The 17,579-nt window shown below is 73.9% G+C and carries 17 protein-coding genes; 11 read left to right on the top strand and 6 right to left on the bottom strand.

Annotation, left to right across the window (positions count from 1 at the left end):
* Positions 1-20: 20 nt before the first annotated feature.
* A complete protein-coding gene (locus ACLE50_RS07385; RefSeq protein WP_410942649.1) occupies positions 21-1,418 on the top strand; it encodes an FAD-dependent oxidoreductase in 1,398 nt (465 codons plus the stop codon).
* 15 nt (positions 1,419-1,433) lie between these two features.
* Here the strand turns inward: ACLE50_RS07385 and ACLE50_RS07380 are convergent, their stop codons facing one another.
* On the bottom strand, positions 1,434-1,742 hold the full coding sequence (locus ACLE50_RS07380; protein WP_410942648.1) for a hypothetical protein: 309 nt from the start codon (positions 1,740-1,742) through the stop codon (positions 1,434-1,436).
* Between the two features lie 385 nt (positions 1,743-2,127).
* Here ACLE50_RS07380 and ACLE50_RS07375 point away from each other — a divergent pair, with 385 nt between their 5' ends.
* Positions 2,128-2,406 (top strand): Lrp/AsnC family transcriptional regulator, encoded by a 279-nt coding sequence (locus tag ACLE50_RS07375; protein ID WP_410942647.1) that lies wholly within the window; start codon positions 2,128-2,130, stop codon positions 2,404-2,406.
* 16 nt (positions 2,407-2,422) lie between these two features.
* On the opposite strand, the gene trpD is transcribed toward ACLE50_RS07375, so the two are convergent.
* A complete protein-coding gene (gene trpD, locus ACLE50_RS07370; RefSeq protein WP_410942646.1) occupies positions 2,423-3,469 on the bottom strand; it encodes an anthranilate phosphoribosyltransferase in 1,047 nt (348 codons plus the stop codon).
* A gap of 5 nt (positions 3,470-3,474) precedes the next feature.
* Positions 3,475-3,921 (bottom strand): response regulator, encoded by a 447-nt coding sequence (locus ACLE50_RS07365; protein ID WP_410942645.1) that lies wholly within the window; start codon positions 3,919-3,921, stop codon positions 3,475-3,477.
* 154 nt (positions 3,922-4,075) lie between these two features.
* On the opposite strand from ACLE50_RS07365, the gene ctaE reads away from it, so the two are divergent.
* The 4 genes from ctaE to qcrB all read left to right on the top strand — a co-directional run bounded on the left by ctaE (position 4,076) and on the right by qcrB (position 8,478).
* Entirely contained in the window at positions 4,076-4,684 is a 609-nt protein-coding gene (ctaE, locus tag ACLE50_RS07360) for an aa3-type cytochrome oxidase subunit III (protein ID WP_410942644.1), read from the top strand.
* A 64-nt stretch (positions 4,685-4,748) separates the two neighbouring features.
* A complete protein-coding gene (gene qcrC, locus ACLE50_RS07355; protein WP_410942643.1) occupies positions 4,749-5,630 on the top strand; it encodes a cytochrome bc1 complex diheme cytochrome c subunit in 882 nt (293 codons plus the stop codon).
* Positions 5,627-6,763, top strand: a complete 1,137-nt coding sequence (gene qcrA, locus ACLE50_RS07350) for a cytochrome bc1 complex Rieske iron-sulfur subunit (protein WP_410942642.1) — start codon at positions 5,627-5,629, stop codon at positions 6,761-6,763. The genes qcrC and qcrA overlap by 4 nt, the downstream gene beginning before the upstream one ends.
* Positions 6,760-8,478, top strand: a complete 1,719-nt coding sequence (gene qcrB, locus ACLE50_RS07345) for a cytochrome bc1 complex cytochrome b subunit (protein WP_410942641.1) — start codon at positions 6,760-6,762, stop codon at positions 8,476-8,478. Before qcrA ends, qcrB begins: the two co-directional genes overlap by 4 nt.
* Before the next feature lie 305 nt (positions 8,479-8,783).
* On the opposite strand, the gene ACLE50_RS07340 is transcribed toward qcrB, so the two are convergent.
* The gene (locus ACLE50_RS07340) at positions 8,784-10,529 is read right to left on the bottom strand and encodes a DEDD exonuclease domain-containing protein (protein WP_410942640.1); all 1,746 of its coding nucleotides are present in this window, start codon (positions 10,527-10,529) and stop codon (positions 8,784-8,786) included.
* A 150-nt stretch (positions 10,530-10,679) separates the two neighbouring features.
* Here ACLE50_RS07340 and ACLE50_RS07335 point away from each other — a divergent pair, with 150 nt between their 5' ends.
* Positions 10,680-12,137, top strand: coding sequence for an NYN domain-containing protein (locus tag ACLE50_RS07335; protein ID WP_410942639.1), 1,458 nt, complete (start codon positions 10,680-10,682; stop codon positions 12,135-12,137).
* Between the two features lie 9 nt (positions 12,138-12,146).
* Here ACLE50_RS07335 and ACLE50_RS07330 read toward each other — a convergent pair whose 3' ends face one another.
* Complete coding sequence (locus ACLE50_RS07330) at positions 12,147-12,509, bottom strand: hypothetical protein (protein ID WP_410942638.1); 363 nt, start codon at positions 12,507-12,509, stop codon at positions 12,147-12,149.
* A 97-nt stretch (positions 12,510-12,606) separates the two neighbouring features.
* Between ACLE50_RS07330 and ACLE50_RS07325 the strand changes: the two genes are divergently transcribed.
* The gene (locus ACLE50_RS07325; RefSeq protein ID WP_410942637.1) at positions 12,607-13,818 is read left to right on the top strand and encodes a glycosyltransferase family 4 protein; all 1,212 of its coding nucleotides are present in this window, start codon (positions 12,607-12,609) and stop codon (positions 13,816-13,818) included.
* On the opposite strand, the gene ACLE50_RS07320 is transcribed toward ACLE50_RS07325, so the two are convergent.
* Entirely contained in the window at positions 13,815-15,638 is a 1,824-nt protein-coding gene (locus ACLE50_RS07320; protein ID WP_410942636.1) for an AMP-dependent synthetase/ligase, read from the bottom strand. The genes ACLE50_RS07325 and ACLE50_RS07320 overlap by 4 nt on opposite strands.
* A 209-nt stretch (positions 15,639-15,847) precedes the next feature.
* Between ACLE50_RS07320 and ACLE50_RS07315 the strand changes: the two genes are divergently transcribed.
* The 3 genes from ACLE50_RS07315 to ACLE50_RS07305 are packed head-to-tail and all read left to right on the top strand — an operon-like array spanning position 15,848 to position 17,563.
* A complete protein-coding gene (locus tag ACLE50_RS07315; protein WP_410942635.1) occupies positions 15,848-16,285 on the top strand; it encodes a polyketide cyclase / dehydrase and lipid transport in 438 nt (145 codons plus the stop codon).
* The gene (locus ACLE50_RS07310; protein ID WP_410942634.1) at positions 16,282-17,091 is read left to right on the top strand and encodes a metallophosphoesterase family protein; all 810 of its coding nucleotides are present in this window, start codon (positions 16,282-16,284) and stop codon (positions 17,089-17,091) included. The genes ACLE50_RS07315 and ACLE50_RS07310 overlap by 4 nt, the downstream gene beginning before the upstream one ends.
* A gap of 34 nt (positions 17,092-17,125) precedes the next feature.
* Positions 17,126-17,563: an SRPBCC family protein gene (locus ACLE50_RS07305; RefSeq protein WP_410942633.1), complete on the top strand. Its 438-nt coding sequence runs from the start codon at positions 17,126-17,128 to the stop codon at positions 17,561-17,563.
* The last annotated feature ends 16 nt before the right edge of the window (positions 17,564-17,579 follow it).

Genomic DNA, 17,579 nt, shown 5'->3' with positions numbered 1-17,579 from the left:
CAGGGCGGAGGGGGCAGATCGTGGCCGGCGCAGCAGATCCCGCAGGACCCGCGCCGTACCCACCCCGGGTCGCGGTGATCGGCGCCGGGCCGGCCGGGCTCTACACCACCGCCGCGCTGCTCGACGGCGACCCGGACGTGCACGTCGACGTGCTCGACCGCCTCCCCGCCCCGTACGGCCTGGTCCGTTACGGCGTCGCCCCCGACCACCTGAAGATGAAGTCGGTGATCCGCGCGCTGGCCGGGACCTTCGACCACGCCGACCGGGTCCGGTTCCTCGGCAACGTGCCCGTCGGCGAGCACGGGGTGCCCGCGGAGGTGCTGCGCGTGCACTACCACGCCGTCGTGCACGCCACCGGCAGCGCGATCGACCGCGACCTCGGGGTGCCGGGGGAGGAGCTCACCGGCTCGGTCGGCTCCGGGGAGTTCGTGTCCTGGTACTGCGGCCACCCCGACGCCGCCGGCCCCGGTCCCGCGCTCGACCACCCCGGCGCCGTGGTGGTGGGCGCGGGCAACGTCGCGCTCGACGTCGCCCGGATCCTCACCCGCCCCGCCGACGACCTCGCCGCCACCGACGCCCACGACGCCGTACTGGAGGCGTTGCGCCGCAGCGCGATCACCGACGTCCACGTGCTCGTGCGCCGCGACCCCGAGCACGCCCGCTTCACCCCGGCCGAACTGCGGGCACTGCCCGGCATCACCGGGGTGGAGATCGACGTCGACGACGACCACGCCCTCGACGAGCCCGTCCCGCCCGAGGACGACCGCCGCACCCGGCAGAACCTCGAGACGCTCACCGACTGGCGCGACCACCCGCCCGGTGCCGGCGGGCGGCGGCACCTGCACCTGCACTTCCTGCGCCGCCCGGTCCGCCTGCTCGACGACGGCACCGGCCGGGTCGGCCGGGTGGAGATCGAGCGGACCGAGATGACCCCCGACGGCGGTGTCCGCGGCACCGGCGAACTCTCGGTGCTCGACGCCGGGCTGGTCGTGCGCGCCGTCGGGCACGTCGCCGAGCCGGTGCCCGGCCTGCCGTTCGACGCGGCGACCGGCACCGTCCCGCACGTCGCGGGCCGGGTCGTGCTCGGCGGGGAGCCGGTACGGGGCAGCTACGTCGCCGGCTGGCTCAAACGCGGCCCCACCGGGGTGATCGGCACCAACAAGCACGACGGCACCGAGACCGCGCAGAGCGTGCTCGCCGACCTCCCCGGGCTGGCCGCGCCACCCCGCCCGGGCGGCGACGCGGTGCCGGAACGCTTGCGCGCGTTGGGGATCGAGCCGGTTGCCTGGAGCGACTGGCTCCGCCTCGACGACGCCGAACGCGCCCTCGGGGCCGCCCGCGGCGGCACCGAGCGGGTCAAGATCGCCGAGTGGGACGCGATGCTCGACGCCGCCCGCGGCCCCCGCGACCGGACGTGAGCCCGCAACCGGGTCTCAGTACGGGTCGACCGCGAGGACGCAGGGCAGCGTGCGCAGCCGGTCGCAGAACTCCTCGGTCTCGGCCGGGGTCATCGACAGCGTGCAGGTGACCGAGCCGTAGGGAACGCCCTCGCGGACGTCGACGGCGAACTCGCGGACCGTGCGCCCGCAGGACTGCAGCGCGTTGGCGACGAGCATGGCCCCGGCGAGGCCGTCGTCGGTGACGACGGTGTGCCGGCGCGGCATCCGGGAGGCGATGTCCGCGGGCGTGCCCGAGGTGGCCGGGAAGGCGATCGTGGCGGGGCGGTCGATGGTGATGCTCATGGTGATCGGGCTCCATGCGTTGCGAGAAGAACGGATCTCTGAACGCGAGCCAGGTCTCGATGGGTCCTCGGACGCGGGTTGTGCGTGGGAGGAGGGGAGGGGTGCCGGGGTACGGCGGGCGCGTCGGCGGCCTGGATCAGCCGACGCGCAGTGCTACTACCGCGAGTGCCGGGAGCGCTGCGCGCAGCGTGAGGGAGAGCTCGGTGGAGGTGAGCCCGACGGTGCGCATGATCACAGCGTAGCAGAGGGGGCTGCGGCGTGCGCCACACGGCGCGGGTGAACGGGCGGCAACGGCTGCGCGACACCACGTCCGGCGCCGTCCTGCGGCCCGGGACGCCGCCGCACTAGCCTGGTCCGGACAGCCCCGCCGACCCGAGGGAGCCCCGTGATCACCGCGTTCGTCCTGGTGCACACCGCCGCCGACCGGATCCCGGAGACCGCGCAGGCGATCGCCGACCTCGACGGCGTCGCCGAGGTCTACTCCTGCGCAGGCGACGTCGACCTGGTCGCGATCGTCCGGGTCCGCGAGCACGAGCAGCTGGCCGACGTCATCGCCGGGAAGCTGAGCAAGGTCGACGGTGTCGTGGGCACCGACACCCACATCGCCTTCCGGTCCTACTCCAAGGCCGACACCGACGCCGCGTACTCCATCGGGCTCGACTGACCTCCGGACCGCCGGGCTATCGGCCCAGCTCGGTCGACAATGCCGCCCACCGGGCCAGCAGCTCCGCCGCCGCACCCGAGTCCAGGGCGCGAGCCGCGGCGTCCAGGCCGCCCGCGACGGCCTCGGTGAGATCCCCGGTCACGCCGCGGTGCGCGGCCAGCGCGCCCGCGGCGTTGAGCAGCACCGCGTCGCGGACCGGGCCGGGCTTGCCTGCCACGAGGTCGCGCACCACGTCGGCGTTGTACTCCGGCGACCCGCCGCGCAGGTCCTCCGCGGTCGCCGGGCGCACCCCGAGCGGGGCCGGGTCCAGCACGGTCTCGCGGACCTGCCCGCCCTCGGCGACCCACACCCGGCTGGTCGTGGTCGTGGTCAGCTCGTCGAGGCCGTCGTCACCGCGCACGACCAGCGCCGACCGGCCCCGCCGGGCGAACACCTCGGCCATCACCGGGGCCAGCCGCAGGTCCGCGCAGCCGATCAGCCCGGCCGCGGGCTGCGCCGGGTTCGACAGCGGCCCGAGCACGTTCATCGCGGTCGGCACGCCGAGCTCGCGGCGCACCCCACCGGCGTAGCGCATCGCCGGGTGGAACGCCGGCGCGAAGCAGAACCCGATGCCCAGCTCGGCCACGCAGCGTTCGACGGCGGCCGGGCCCAGCTCGATCGTCACGCCGAGTGCCTCGAGCACGTCCGCGGTCCCCGACGACGACGACGCGGCCCGCCCGCCGTGCTTGACCACCGGCGCCCCGGCGGCCGCGGCGACGATCGCCGACATCGTCGAGATGTTCACCGTGTGTGCCTGGTCGCCCCCGGTCCCGACGACGTCGAGCGCGCGGCCCGGCACCTCGACCCGCAGCGCGTGCAGCAGCATCGCGTCGGCCATGCCGGAGATCTCGGCGGCCGTCTCGCCCTTGGCGCGCAACGCCACCAGGAACCCGGCGAACTGCGCGGGCGTGGCCTCACCGGCGAAGACCCGGTCCATCGCCCAGGTGGTCTCGGTGTCGCCGACGTCCTCGCCGCGGATCAGCCGCCCGATCAGCGCGGGCCACGTCGTGTCCTGCTCGCCCACGGCGCTCAGCCCGGGGTGACGGCGCCTGCGCGGTGGTCGCGCAGCACCTGGGCGACGACCTCGGCGGCCTCGATCGGGTCCAGCGGGTGCACCAGCACCGCGTCGGCCTCGGACCAGGTGGCCAGCCAGCGGTCGTCGCGGCGGCGCACGGTCAGCACGATCGGCGGACAGTCGGTGACCTCGTGGTGCAGCTGCTTGGCCACACCCATGCCACCGGTCGGCTGCGCCTCGCCGTCGAGCACCAGCAGGTCGGCCTCGCCTGCGTCGCAGGCCGCGAGGACCTCGGCGATCCCGGACGCCTCGACGTAACGCACCCGGCCCACGTCCGGCGCGGGACGGCGCCCGACGGCCTCGATGATGCTCTCGCGCACCTCGGGACGATGGCTGTAGACCAGGATCGTGCTGGTCCCGGCCGCCGTGCCGGCGCTGTCGGTACCTGTTCGGCTCGCCACACCGGCGATACTAGGGGAACTCCTCGGCGCCCTCGAACGTCGTGCCCTCGGCCGCCGTTGCGTTCCGACACGAAGTCGATCACGCATGCCGTTCGCCGATCGTGACGTGCGAACCGGGAGCCCGACAGGCTGTAGAAGTTCGCGTGGGGTCATAATGCGAACCGTGACGACAGCCGCACCCAACATCAGCGCGCGGATCCATTCGCTGAACCGACCGAACCTGGTCAGCATCGGCACGATCGTCTGGCTCTCCAGCGAGCTGATGTTCTTCGCCGGGCTGTTCGCGATGTACTTCACCGCGCGGGCCCAGAACGCCGGCCCGTGGCCGACGCCCCCCACCGAGCTCGACGTCCCGTACGCGCTCGTCGTGACGATCGTGCTGGTGGCGTCCTCGTTCACCTGCCAGTTCGGCGTGTTCGCCGCCGAGCGAGGAGACGTCTTCGGCCTCCGCCGCTGGTACGTGCTGACCCTGCTGATGGGCACGTTCTTCGTCATCGGCCAGGCGAACGAGTACCGCCACCTCATCGAGGGCGGGACGACGATGGCGTCCTCGACCTACGGCACGGTCTTCTACATGGCGACCGGCTTCCACGGCCTGCATGTCGTCGGCGGGCTCGTCGCGTTCGTCTACCTGCTGATCCGGACGACGCTCAGCAAGTTCACCCCTGCTCAGGCCACCGCCGCGATCGTCGTGTCGTACTACTGGCACTTCGTCGACGTCGTCTGGATCGGCCTGTTCGCCGTCATCTACTTCATCCGCTAGCCGTCCCGCTGCTTCCCGAATCGCCACACCCGCCACGACGTCGAGGTTGGAAGACCACCGAGCGATGACAGAGAACCCCGAGGGCGCCGTCGCCCAGAACCCACCACCGGAACGGCCGTCCGGCGGCCGTGACCGGGCCGCGCGGCCGCACGGCAAGCTGCGCCGCCGCGTCGCGGGCGCCCTGGCCATCGGGCTGGGCCTGCTCACGGTCGGCTTCCTGTACTCCGCGTTCGCGCCGCAGGGCGAGTACGCCCAGGCGCAGCCGGACGCGGCGCTCGTCGCCAAGGGCGAGGAGCTCTACAACAACACCTGCATCACCTGCCACGGGGCGAACCTGCAGGGTGTGAAGGACCGCGGTCCGAGCCTGATCGGCGTCGGCGACGCGGCCGTCTACTTCCAGGTCTCCTCGGGCCGCATGCCGATGGCCCGCCAGGAGGCGCAGGCCATGCGCAAGCACCCGCTGCCGGTCTTCGACCCGGAGACCGCCGAGGGCCAGGCGAACCTGCAGGCGCTCGGTGCCTACATCCAGGCCAACGGCGGCGGCCCGGTCGCGCCGGAGCAGCGTGGGCAGGCCCTGCAGGGCGACGACCCCGGCCGCGGCGGCCAGCTGTACCGGCTGAACTGCGCGTCCTGCCACAACTTCACCGGTGTGGGCGGCGCGCTGTCCTCCGGCAAGTACGCCCCGGCGCTGGAGCCCGCCAGCGAGGAGCAGATCTACACCGCGATGCTGACCGGCCCGCAGAACATGCCGCGCTTCTCCGACCAGCAGCTCACGCCGCAGGAGAAGAAGGACATCATCGCCTACGTCAAGTCGGTGAACGGCACGAACAACCCGGGCGGTAACGAGCTGCTGGGCCTCGGGCCGACGGCGGAGGGCATCTTCATCTTCGCCGTCGTCATCAGCGCTCTGGTCGGGTTCGCGATCTGGTTGGGGGCGAAGAGTTGAGCAGCGACGTCAGCACCGGGTCGGGCAAGCGGCCCACCCAGGCCGAGCTCGACGCGATGTCGCCCGACGAGCTGGCCCGCCTCGCGGGCGAGCTGGACGACGTCGACGTCGTGCACAACACGCCCAAGTTCCCGATCGAGGGGACGCGGGCGGAGAAGCGCGCCGAGCGGTCGGTCGCGCTGTGGTTCGTCATCTCGGCCCTGTCCGGGCTGGGCTTCATCGTGGCCTTCATCTGGTGGCCGTGGGAGTACAAGAACGTCGGCGAGCCCGGCTACTTCGTGTACTCGCTCTACACCCCGGTCATCGGGTTCTTCTTCGGCTTCTCGATCCTGGCGCTCGGGATCGCGGTCATCCAGGCCGTCAAGAAGCTGCTGCCCGACGAGGTGTCGGTCCAGCAGCGGCACGGCGGGGCGTCCGACGACGTCGACCGCCGCACGATCCTGGCGCAGCTGGCCGACGCCGGGAACAAGTCGACGCTGGGACGGCGCAAGATGATCCAGCGCTCGGCCGGCCTCGCCGCGGGGGCGCTGGGCATCGGTACCGGTGTCATCGCGCTCGGCGGCATCATCCGGAACCCGTGGGCCGAGGGCGACAACTCGCCGCTGTGGCACACCGGGTGGCGTCCGGAGGGCAACGAAACCGTGTACCTGCGCACGGACACCGGTATCCTGGGCGAGATCGCGAGAGTGCGGCCCGAGGACATGGAGCCCGGTGCGATGATGACGGTCTTCCCGTACCGGGAGAGCGAGCGCGGCAACGACGAGGAGCTGCTCAAGGCGCAGCGTGCCTCGGACGCGCCCGTCATGCTGATCCGGCTCCGGCCGGGCACCGTCGTCGAGTCCCGCCCGGGACAGGAGAACTTCAACTACGGCGAGTACTACGCCTGGTCGAAGATCTGCACGCACCTCGGCTGCCCGACGTCGCTGTTCCAGGCCCAGGACAACCGCATCCTGTGCCCGTGCCACCAGTCGCAGTTCCTGGCGACCAAGGACGCCGAGCCCGTCTTCGGGCCCGCTGCCCGGCCGCTTCCGCAGCTGCCGATCAAGGTGAACGAAGAGGGCTACTTCGTCGCCGTGAGTGACTTCGTCGAGCCCGTCGGACCCGCGTTCTGGGAGAGGCCGAAGACGACATGAGTGCGATCACCACACCCACCACCTCAGCCGGTGGCGGGCTCGGCGCGAAGGCCGGCGAGGCCCTCGACCAGCTCGACCAGCGGTACCACCCGGCCGCGGGCCTGCGGAAGCAGTTCAACAAGGTCTTCCCGACCCACTGGTCGTTCATGCTGGGCGAGATCGCCCTCTACAGCTTCATCATCCTGATCCTGTCCGGGATCTACCTGGCGCTGTTCTTCGACCCGTCGATGGCCGAGGTCGTCTACAACGGGCCGTACGACCCGCTGCGCGGCGTGCACATGTCGCGCGCCTACGAGTCGGCGCTCGAGCTGTCGTTCGAGGTCCGCGGCGGCCTGTTCATGCGCCAGCTGCACCACTGGGCGGCGCTGCTGTTCATGGCGTCGATGATCGTGCACATGCTCCGGGTGTTCTTCACCGGCGCGTTCCGCAAGCCGCGTGAGGCCAACTGGACGATCGGCATCGTGCTGATCCTGCTGGGCACCTTCACCGGCTTCACCGGCTACTCGCTGCCGGACGACCTGCTCTCCGGTGTGGGTCTGCGGATCGCCTCGGGCATCACCCTGACCGTGCCGATCATGGGCACCTGGGTGCAGTGGGCGCTGTTCGGCGGGGAGTTCCCGGGCACCGAGATCATCCCGCGGCTCTACATCATCCACGTGCTGATCCTGCCGGGCCTGATCCTGGCGCTGGTCGCGGTGCACCTGGGCCTGGTCTGGTACCAGAAGCACACCCAGTTCCCCGGCCCCGGCCGGACCGAGAACAACGTCGTCGGCGTGCGGATCCTCCCGCAGTTCGCGGCGAAGGGCGGCGCGTTCTTCGCGATCGTCGCAGGTGTGCTGGTGCTGGTCGCCGGCCTGTTCCAGATGAACCCGATCTGGCACCTCGGCCCGTACGACGCCGCGCACATCTCCTCGGGCTCGCAGCCGGACTTCTACATGCTCTTCTCCGAGGGCATGGGCCGGATCTTCCCGCCGTGGGAGTTCTACCTGTTCGGCAAGTACACGATCCCGGCCGCGTTCATCCCGACCGCGGGCTTCCTGCCGGTGCTGTTCGTGATCGGCGCGATGTACCCGATGATCGAGCGCAAGTTCACCGGCGACGACGCGCTGCACAACCTGCTGCAGCGCCCCCGCGACGTGCCGGTCCGTACCGCGCTCGGCGCCATGGGCATCACCTTCTACCTGTGGCTCGTGATCTGCGGCTTCAACGACTGGATCTCGTTCTTCTTCCACATCTCGCTGAACGCGACGACGTGGGCCGGTCGCCTGGGCCTGCTGATCCTGCCGCCGATCATGTACTGGGTCACCTACCGCTGGTGCCTGGGTCTGCAGAAGTCCGACCGCGCGGTGCTCGAGCACGGCATCGAGACCGGTGTCATCCGGCGGCTGCCGCACGGCGAGTTCATCGAGGTGCACCAGCCCCTCGGCGGTGTGGACTCGCACGGCCACGCGATCCCGCTGGAGTACCAGGGCGCGTCCGTGCCGAAGCGGATGAACCAGCTGGGCTCCGCCGGTGAGCCGGTCCCCGGTTCGCTGCTGACGCCGGACCCGGCCGACGAGAGCCGGGAGCTGGCCGCCGCGCGGCACGAGGCCCACGAGCAGGAGCTGGCCGCGCGCGACGAGCGCGAGGCCGCCGCCCGCCGTGAGCTGGAGTCCGCGCAGCAGGGCGAGCTCGCCGGCCGCCCCGACGACGGTGGGCGCCCGCAGCAGCCCTGATCGCCGCACCCGTTCCGACGACGGCCCCGTTCCCGGTATCCCGGGGGCGGGTCCGTCGTCGTTCGCCGGGGCGGGCCACGGGGTGGGTTGATCGGCGGCCCGTTCGATCCGTGATCGGCAGGATCGTGACCAGGCGTTCGCTGCGCGGCCGGGTGGTCACGAACGTGGCGATCTTCGGGGGCAGGTGTTCGTGCGGTGGCGGCGGATCGACGGTGATCGCCGGGATCGTGACCAGGCGTTCGTTGTGCGGCCGGGTGGTCACGAACGTGGCGATCTTCGGGGTGGCGGTGTCGTCCGGTGGCGATCTACTGGCGGCCGGTCTCGTCGGGGGAGCGCTCGCCGAGGCGGCCGGCGGCGTCGCGGGCGCGGTCGCTCCACTCCCGCCACGGCCCGCCGCCGTGCGCGGGCTCGGCCCACGCCGGGGTGCTGTACACCAGGCGGGTGCCGCCGGTGGTGAGCCATCGGTGCAGCAGCCGGACCTCCTCCGGCGGGGCGCCGCGCAGCGGGCCGTCGCCGGGCAGGATCGTCTGCGCGCCCGCCCGCAGCGACTCGACGACCGGCATCGGGCGCACCCCGCGCGGCGCGGTCCCGGCCGCGGCGAGCCGCCCGTGCCGCAGCACCGCCAGCTCCCAGCCACCGGCGCCGTCCGGGCGGGCACCGACGACCTCCTCCAGCGTGGCCAGCGACGCGAGCGTCCCCGCCCTGTCCAGACCGGAGGCCAGCGCGGCCAGCCGGTCCCGGCCCCGAGCGGCGGCCTCGTAGCGGCCGTCGGCGGATCGCTGCGCGACGCCGTCGGCCAGGGTGCGCAGCGGGGTGTCGTCGCGGCCGTCGACCAGGTCGTGCCAGGCGGTCACGGCGGGGGCGTAGTCGTCGCGGGTCTGCAGGCCGGCGCACGGCGCCCCGCAGTGGCCCAGCTCGTGCAGCGCGCACGGCGACGCCGACGGGTTCCGCGCCGGGATCCGCACGGTGCAGCGGCGCAGCGGGACCGCGTCGAGTGCGGCATCGACGACGTCGGTCGCTGCGCGCTGCGAGCCGAATGGGCCCAGCGCGCCGTCGCGCGGGGTCGACACCACCGACAGCCGCGGGAACGCCTCGGCGGTCGGCACCACCCACCAGCCGCGGCCGGGGTTGCGGGAGCGCCGGTTGTAGCGCGGCCGGTGCGCGGCGATCAGCCGCAGCTCGCGGACCGAGGCCTCCAGGGCGTGCGCGCAGACGACGGTGTCGACCTTCTCGGCCTGGGCGACCATGTCCCGCACCCGGCGGCGCCGCTCACCCGCGGTGAAGTACGACCGCACCCGCCGGTGCAGGTCGCCGCTGGTACCGACGTAGAGCACCTCGCCATCGGCGTTACGGAACAGGTACACCCCGGGCGCAGCCGGGACGTCGTTCGCGAGGTGGCGGCGGCGCCGCTGCGCGGTCGTCGGACGGTGCGGGGCACGGTCCTTCACCAGCTGCAGCAGCTCCTCCAGGGTCTGGATCCCCAGGTTGCCGATGCGTTCGAGCAGGTGGTGCAGCACCTCGACGGTGGCGCGGGCGTCGGTGAGGGCGCGGTGGTCCGGGGTGGTGGTGCAGCCGAAGTGCGCGGCGCGCGCACCGAGCCGCATGCTCGGCACCTCGCTGCGCGGCAGGACGGCGCGGGCGAGCCGGGCCGTGCACAACACCGGCGGTTTCGGCCACGGCCGCTCCAGGCGTTCGCAGGCAGCGCGCAGGAAACCGGTGTCGAACGGCGCGTTGTGTGCCACCAGGACCGTCCCGGACACGAAGTCGAGCACCGAGGGCAGGACGGCACCGAGCGGCGGGGCGTCGTCGAGCATCGCGTCGGTGATGCCCGTGAGCCGGGTGATGTCCGCGGGGACCGCGATGCCCGGGTCGACGAGGGTGGCGAGCTCGTCGACGCGCTCGCCGCCGCGGACCCGGACCGCGCCGACCTCGGTGATCGCGTTGCGCGTCGCGCTGCCGCCCGTGGTCTCCAGGTCCAGCACGCAGAACGTCACGTCACGCAGCGGGGTGCCCAGCTCGTCGAACGCGAGCTGCGGGGAGCGGGGACTCACGGGGCGCACGCTAGCGGCAGGTACCGACAAGATGTTCGATCGCCCGTCCGTTCGAACGGGGACCTGGTGCGGGTGGCCCGATCGGGGCGGCCTCGGCGGCCGGTCGGGCGGGCAGACGCGGGGTGCGGGGCACGGGGATAACCTGGTCCGATGGTGCAGCACGACGGAGACCGGCCGGAGCCCGCGGGCGCCGGGGCCCCGTCGTGCCCGGCCGGTGCGGGGCCGACCGAGGATGCGGCGCAGCCCGGCCCGATCACCGAGTGGCCGGCGCTGCCCGGCCCGTTGCGTGCCCGGCTGGCCGAGATCGCCGCGACCGCGCTCGGCGGGATGACCCCGCCCGACGTGCCCGCGCCGCTGCGCCGGTTCGCCAAGTTCACCCCCGCCAAGCGGGCCAGGCTCGGTGCATCCGCGCTGGTCGGACGGCTGGAGAGCGACCCGGTCTTCCGGGCCGCCGTCGTCGCCTGGTGGGCCGAGCACCGGCCGGGCGAGCTGGAGCTGCCGGACGCGGCGTCCGGCACCGCACCGGCCTCTCCGGAGGTGCCCGCCGCGGACGACCTGCTGCCCGCCCCGGTCGACACCCTCGACGCCGCGGCCGTCGCGCTGCTCACCGGCGACCCCCTCGCGTCGCGGCGGGTCGCGCAGGCCGAGCGCACGAGCGACCTCGCCGCGCTCCGCGCCGAACGCGACGAGGCCCTGGCCAAGGTCGACAAGCTCACCGCCGAGCTGGAACGCGCCCGCGCCGAGCTCACCGACGAACGCGAACGCGCCGCCACCGTCGTCTCCGACCGCGAGTCCGAGTACCAGCAGATGCGCCGCCGGGTCAGCGACCAGGGCGCCAAGCTGCGCGCCGCCGTCGACGCCCGCGACACCCTCGAGGCCGAGGTCCGGCGGCTGCGCGCCGGTTCCGACGACCGGCTCGCCGCCGTGCAGGCCGAGCTGGACGCCGAACGCGACCGGGCCGCCGCCGAACGCCGTCGCGCCGACGCCGCGGCCCGCGAGGTCGGTGTGGCCCGCCGCGCCGCCCGTGAGGCCCGCAAGGCCGACGAGGTGCGCCTGGAGCTGCTGCTCGACACGATCGGCGGCGCAGTCACCGGGCTGCGCCGCGAGCTCGACGTCGGCGCCGGGGGACCGCGCCCGGCCGACCTCGTCGCCGACGGCAGCGGGGACGGCACCGGCCACGGCCGCGCCGGTGTCCCCGTCGACGGGCTCGCCGCCCTGGACACGCTGCTCGGGATGCCGTCGATGCACCTGATCGTCGACGGCTACAACGTCAGCAAGACCGGCTACCCGGACCTCCCGCTCGCCGACCAGCGCACCCGGCTCGTGACGCAGCTGGGCGCGCTCGCGGCCCGCACCGGCGTCGAGGTCACCGTCGTGTTCGACGGCGCCGCCGTCGTCGCCGCGTCCGGGCGCGGGGCGCGCGGCGTGCGGGTGCTGTTCAGCGACCCCGGGGTGCTCGCCGACGACGTCGTCCGCGATCTCGTCGCCGCCGAGCCGCGCGGGCGCACGCTGCTCGTCGCGACGTCGGATCAGGAGGTCGTTCGCTCGGTGCGGCGCCGCGGGGCGCACACGGTCCCGTCGGCGGTGCTGCTGCGCCGCCTCGGCTGAGCGGCGGACTCAGCCCGCGAACCGGCGCCGCAGCGGCTGCACCGGGGCCACCCCCAGATCCGGCTGCTCGACCGGGCCGGGCGTGCGGGCGCCCTCGACCAGGCGCAGGTGCGGGATCAGCCCCTGCTCGGCCAGCACCTGCAGCGCCCGGCGCTCCGGCTCGCTGAACTCGACCGGCTCCCGGGACGGCCCGCCGGAGACCCGCGCGGGCCCGGCGGCGGCCACGACGGGCTCACGCGCCGCCGCACCCGGCGGGTCGACCGGCAGGTAGGGAATCGGCCGGTCCTCCTCCGGGACCTCCATCAGCACGCCGATCACGCAGCTGCCGCAGGCGTCGCCACGCACCTCGCAGCGGTCGCAGTCGATGATCATTCCGCCTCCTCCGTGGAGCACTCGTGTGATCAGCGCGGACAGTAGGGGAGGGGACCGACAGGAATGCCGTGCCCGGCGCGGCGGCTACGGTCGCCGGGTGGCCCGCACCCTGCTGGTGACCAACGACTTCCCGCCGCGCCCCGGCGGCATCCAGCACTACCTGCACGCCCTCGCCCGTGCCCTGCCCGACGGCGAGCTCGCCGTCTACGCCCCGGCCTGGCGGCCCGGCCCCGTGGCCGATGCGGTGTCCGACGCCGTACTCGATGTGGCGTCCGACGCCGTGTTCGACGGGGCCCAGCCGTTCCCGGTGCACCGGCACCCGTCGTCGCTGATGCTGCCCACCCCGGACGTCGCCCGCCGCGCCGCCGAGCTCGCGCGCCACCACGACGCGACGACCGTCTGGTTCGGCGCCGCCGCGCCCCTGGCCCTGCTCGGCCCGTACCTGCGCCGCCGCGCCGGGATCGGCCGGGTCGTCGCGAGCACGCACGGCCACGAGGTCGGCTGGTCGATGCTGCCCGGAGCCCGCCAGGCGCTGCGGCGCATCGGCACCGACGCCGACGTGATCACCACCGTCTCCGGCTGGACCCGCTCCCGCCTGGGTGCCGCGTTCGGCCCGGACGCGGTGCTCGAACCGCTGCCGCCACCGGTGGACACCACCCGGTTCGCCCCGGACCCGGCCGCCCGCGCCGCGATCCGGGCCCGGTACGGGCTGGGGGAGGCCCCGGTCGTCGCGTGCGTGTCCCGGCTGGTGCCCCGCAAGGGGCAGGACACGCTGGTCGCCGCGCTGCCCCGGATCCGCGAACGGGTCCCCGGCGCGCGGCTGCTGCTGGTCGGCGGCGGCCCCTACCGGGACCGGTTGCAGCGTCTCGCCCGGCGCGCGGGGGTGGCCGACGCCGTCGTCGTCACCGGAGGGGTTCCGGACGGCGAGCTGGCCGCGCACCACGCCGCCGGGGACGTCTTCGCGCTGCCGTGCCGCACCCACCTGCGCGGTCTCGACGTCGAGGGGCTCGGCATCGCGCTGCTGGAGGCGGCTGCGAGCGGGCTGCCGGTGGTCGCCGGGGACTCCGGGGGCGCGCCGGAGACCGTCGAGGACGGCGTGACCGGGCACGTCGTCGACGGCCGGGACGTCGAGGCCGTCGCAGGCCGGGTCGCGGGCCTGCTCGCCGACCCGGCCCGCGCGCAGGCGATGGGCCGGGCCGGTCGGGCGCGGGTGCAGCGGATCTGGGGCGGCCCGCGCTCCGCGGAACGCCTGCGCGCCTTCCTCCACGGTGCCGGGTGCGCCCGCGGACCCGCCCAGGAGCAGGCCTAGGAGTAGATCGCCTCGATCTCGCCGGCGTAGGAGTCGACGACGACCTTGCGCTTCACCTTCATCGTCGGCGTCAGCTCGCCGCCGGCCTCGGAGAAGTCGTGCGGCAGGATCCGGAACTTGCGGATCTGCTCGGCCCGCGACACCGCCTGGTTCGCCTCCTCGACCGCGGCGGCGATCTCGCCGCGCAGCTCCGGGTCGTCGACCAGGTCGGCGGCCGACGAGCCGTCGCCGGTGGGCTTGCCCTGACGCTCGCGCCAGCCCGGCAGCGCCTCCGGGTCGATCGTCACCAGCGCCGAGATGAACGGCTTCTGGTCACCGATCACGATGCACTGCCCGACCAGCGGGTGCGCCCGCAGCCGGTCCTCGAGCACGGCCGGGGCGACGTTCTTGCCGCCCGCGGTGACGATCAGCTCCTTCTTGCGGCCGGTGATCCGCAGGAAGCCTGCGTCGTCGATCTCGCCGATGTCGCCGGAGCGGAACCAGCCGTCCTCCAGCGCCTCGGAGGTGGCGGTGTCGTTGTGCCAGTAGCCGCGGAACACGATGTCGCCGGACAGCAGGATCTCCCCGTCCGGGGCGATCCGCGCGGCGCAGCCCGGCACCGGGCGCCCGATCGAGCCGATCCGCTGCGCGTCGAGGGTGTTCAGGGTGATCCCGGCGGAGGTCTCGGTGAGGCCGTAGCCCTCCAGCACCGGCAGCCCGACGCCGCGGAAGAAGTGCCCGAGCCGCTCGCCCAGCGGGGCGGACCCGGACACCGCCGCCTTCACCCGGCCGCCGACGGCGGCCCGCAGCTTGCGGTAGACCAGCAGGTCGAACAGGGCGTTCACGGCCTTGAGCGGCAGCGCCGGGCCCCCGGTGTCCAGCGCCTTGGAGTAGGCGATGGCGACGTCGGCGGCCGTGTCGAAGATCGTCCCGGTCAGCCTGCCCTCGTCGTGGGCCTTGACCCGGGCGCCGTTGTAGACCTTCTCGAACACCCGCGGCACCGCGAGCAGGAAGGTCGGGCGGAAGTCCGCCAGGTCGGGCAGTAGGTTCTTCACGTCCGGGGTGTGCCCGACGACGGTGCGGGTCGCCAGGCAGCCGCACTGGATCGCCTTGCCGAACACATGCGCCAGCGGCAGGAACAGCAGCACCGAGTCGTCGTCGCCGAACAGGTCCGGCATCGCCGCAGCGATCGTCCGGATCTCGGTGACCAGGTTGCGGTGGGTCAGCTCGCAGCCCTTGGGCCGGCCGGTGGTGCCCGAGGTGTAGATCAGGGTGCAGAGGTCCTCGGCGCGCACGGCGTTGCGGCGCTCGTGCACCACGTCGTCACCGGTGTCCGAGCCGAGCCCGGTGAGCTGCGCGACGGCCGGTGGCGCGTCCGGAGCCGACACGGCAGGCTCGATCTGCCACACCGCCCGCAGCCCGGGCAGGTCGGCGCGGACCTTCTCCACCGCCGCCGCGTGGTCGGCGGTCTCGACGACGATCGCGACGGCGTCGGAGTCCGACACGATCCAGCCGATCTGGTCCGGCGACGACGTCTCGTAGATCGGCACCGTGACCCCGCCCGCCGCGAGGATCGCGTAGTCGAACAGCGTCCACTCGTAGCGGGTGCGCGACAGCAGCGCGACCCGGTCCCCGGCCTCGATCCCGGCCGCGATCAGACCGGCCGCGACCCGGGTGACCTGCTCGGCGAACTCGGCGGCGGTCACCTCGACCCAGGCGTCCCCGTCCTTGCGCCGGTACAGCACCGACTGCGGGAACTCTTCGGCATTGGTGAACACGGCGTCGGAGAGCGACTCCTCGGCTCCCACGGACACCGCGGCGGGAACGCTGTACTCACGCACGGGAATCGACCTCCTGGCGGCCTCGGCAGGGCTGTGCGACGGCTGGGCTGTGCGACCACGCGGCCCTCGTGCCGCACATGATCTCCCCAGGAACCTACCGTCTGGTAGACCCCGGGAACACGGGTCGTCAGCTGCGATTCGGAAACGGTACGAACCGGACACGGCGTCCCCGCGGCGCGACGCCCGGACCCGGGTGGCAGGCTGGCCGGGTGCCGGCCGTGGACGTGATCGACGAGACGTTCGTCGCCGTGCCCCGCGAGCGGGTCGCGGCGGAGTTCGCCGACCCTGCGCGGTGGCCGCAGTGGTGGCCCGACCTGCGCCCCGAGGTCGCGCACGACCGCGGCCCGGCGGGGATCCGCTGGACGGTCACCGGCGCGCTCACCGGGACCATGGAGGTCTGGTGCGAGCCGGTCGGCGACGGCACCGTCCTGCACTTCTTCCTGCGCGCCGACCCGACGACGCCGCTGCCGGGTCACCGGCTGACCCGCGCCCGCCGCGAGCGGCGCGAGTCCGACCGGCGGCACCGCGAGTTCAAGACCCGCGCGTTCGCGGCCAAGCGGCGCCTGGAGGGCGGGCGACCGGCCGGCGTCGTCCCGGAGCACGTGCGCGAGACCGGAGCCGACACCGCGGGGGAGACCGCAGGGTGAGGCTGCACGTCGTCACCGACGTCCACGGCGACAGCGCCGCGCTCGCCCGCGTCGCGCACGGCCCGGACGGCTCCCGCGCCGACGGCGTGATCGTGCTCGGCGACCTCGTCGAGTTCATCGACTACCGCGAGCCCGCGAACGGCATCGTCGGGCGGCTGCTCGGGGTCGGCGTCGCCGCCGAGTTCGCCCGGCTGCGCCGCGCCGGGGCGCCGCGGGAGGAGATGCTCGGCCTGATGGACCGGGCCTGGGCCCGCTTCGACGACCCGGCCGCAGCGGTGCACGAGGCCGTCGCCGCCCAGTACGCCGAGATCTTCGGCGTGCTCGCCGGGCTCGGCGTGCCGGTGTGGGCGATCCCCGGCAACGTCGACATGCCCGCCGCCTGGCCGGACGTCGACGGCGTCGCCACCCCGGACGGGACCGTCGTCGAGATCGGCGGGCGCCGGGTCGGGTTCCTCGGTGGCGTCCCGCTGCCGCCCGGGCGCGAGCCCCGCCCGGCCGGGCCGTGGCAGCCGCACTTCGTCCGGCACGAGGACTGGACCGCCCGCCTCGACGCGCTCGGCCCCGCCGACGTGCTCTGCACGCACGTCCCGCCCGCGGTCCCGGACCTGGCGTTCGACGTCGTCACCGGCCGCGGGGAGATGACCAGCCGCCCACTGCTGGACCGGATCCGGCGCGAGCAGCCGTCGCACGCACTGTTCGGCCACGTGCACCAGCCGCTGCACCCGCGCGTGCGCATCGGGCGCACCGAGGCCGTCAACGCGGGGCACTTCCGCGCCTCCGGAGAGCCCTACGTGCTCCACCTGTGAGCCGGGCCCGGCCCGACGGGATAGCCTCCCGGCCATGGCCGACGCGACGACCTCCTCGATCCACATCGACGCGACCCCCGACGACGTGATGGCGGTCATCGCCGACTTCCCGAAGTACCCGGAGTGGACCGACCAGATCAACGACGTCGAGATCGTCGACGCCGGCGAGGGCGGCCGCGCCCGCCAGGTTCGCTTCGCGATGGACGCCGGAGCGATCAAGGACTCCTACACCCTCGACTACACCTGGGCCCCCGACGACCGGTCGGTGACCTGGGAGCTGGTCAAGGGCGGCATCCAGAAGGCCCAGGACGGGTCCTACGAGCTCGTCGAGGACGGCTCCGGCACCACCGTCACCTACGCGCTCTCGGTCGAGGTGAACTTCCCGATGATCGGGATGCTCCGTCGCAAGGCCGAGAAGGTGATCATCGATGCGGCGCTGAAGGGGCTCAAGCGCCGCGTCGAGAAGGGCTGAGCCGCAGCGCCGGCCG

The sequence above is a fragment of the Pseudonocardia phyllosphaerae genome, from assembly GCF_046546475.1.
GTDB classification, from domain to species: Bacteria; Actinomycetota; Actinomycetes; order Mycobacteriales; family Pseudonocardiaceae; genus Pseudonocardia; species Pseudonocardia phyllosphaerae.
This window is presented reverse-complemented; position numbering and strand designations above follow the sequence as displayed.

Bases quoted from the DNA above. Each gene is read 5' to 3' on its own strand.
- ACLE50_RS07380 (WP_410942648.1), bottom strand. From the start codon at position 1,742: ATGAGCATCACCATCGACCGCCCCGCCACGATCGCCTTCCCGGCCACC.
- qcrB (WP_410942641.1), top strand. From the start codon at position 6,760: ATGAGTGCGATCACCACACCCACCACCTCAGCCGGTGGCGGGCTCGGC.
- ctaE (WP_410942644.1), top strand. From the start codon at position 4,076: ATGCGAACCGTGACGACAGCCGCACCCAACATCAGCGCGCGGATCCAT.
- ACLE50_RS07335 (WP_410942639.1), top strand. From the start codon at position 10,680: ATGGTGCAGCACGACGGAGACCGGCCGGAGCCCGCGGGCGCCGGGGCC.
- ACLE50_RS07330 (WP_410942638.1), bottom strand. From the start codon at position 12,509: ATGATCATCGACTGCGACCGCTGCGAGGTGCGTGGCGACGCCTGCGGC.
- qcrC (WP_410942643.1), top strand. From the start codon at position 4,749: ATGACAGAGAACCCCGAGGGCGCCGTCGCCCAGAACCCACCACCGGAA.
- ACLE50_RS07305 (WP_410942633.1), top strand. From the start codon at position 17,126: ATGGCCGACGCGACGACCTCCTCGATCCACATCGACGCGACCCCCGAC.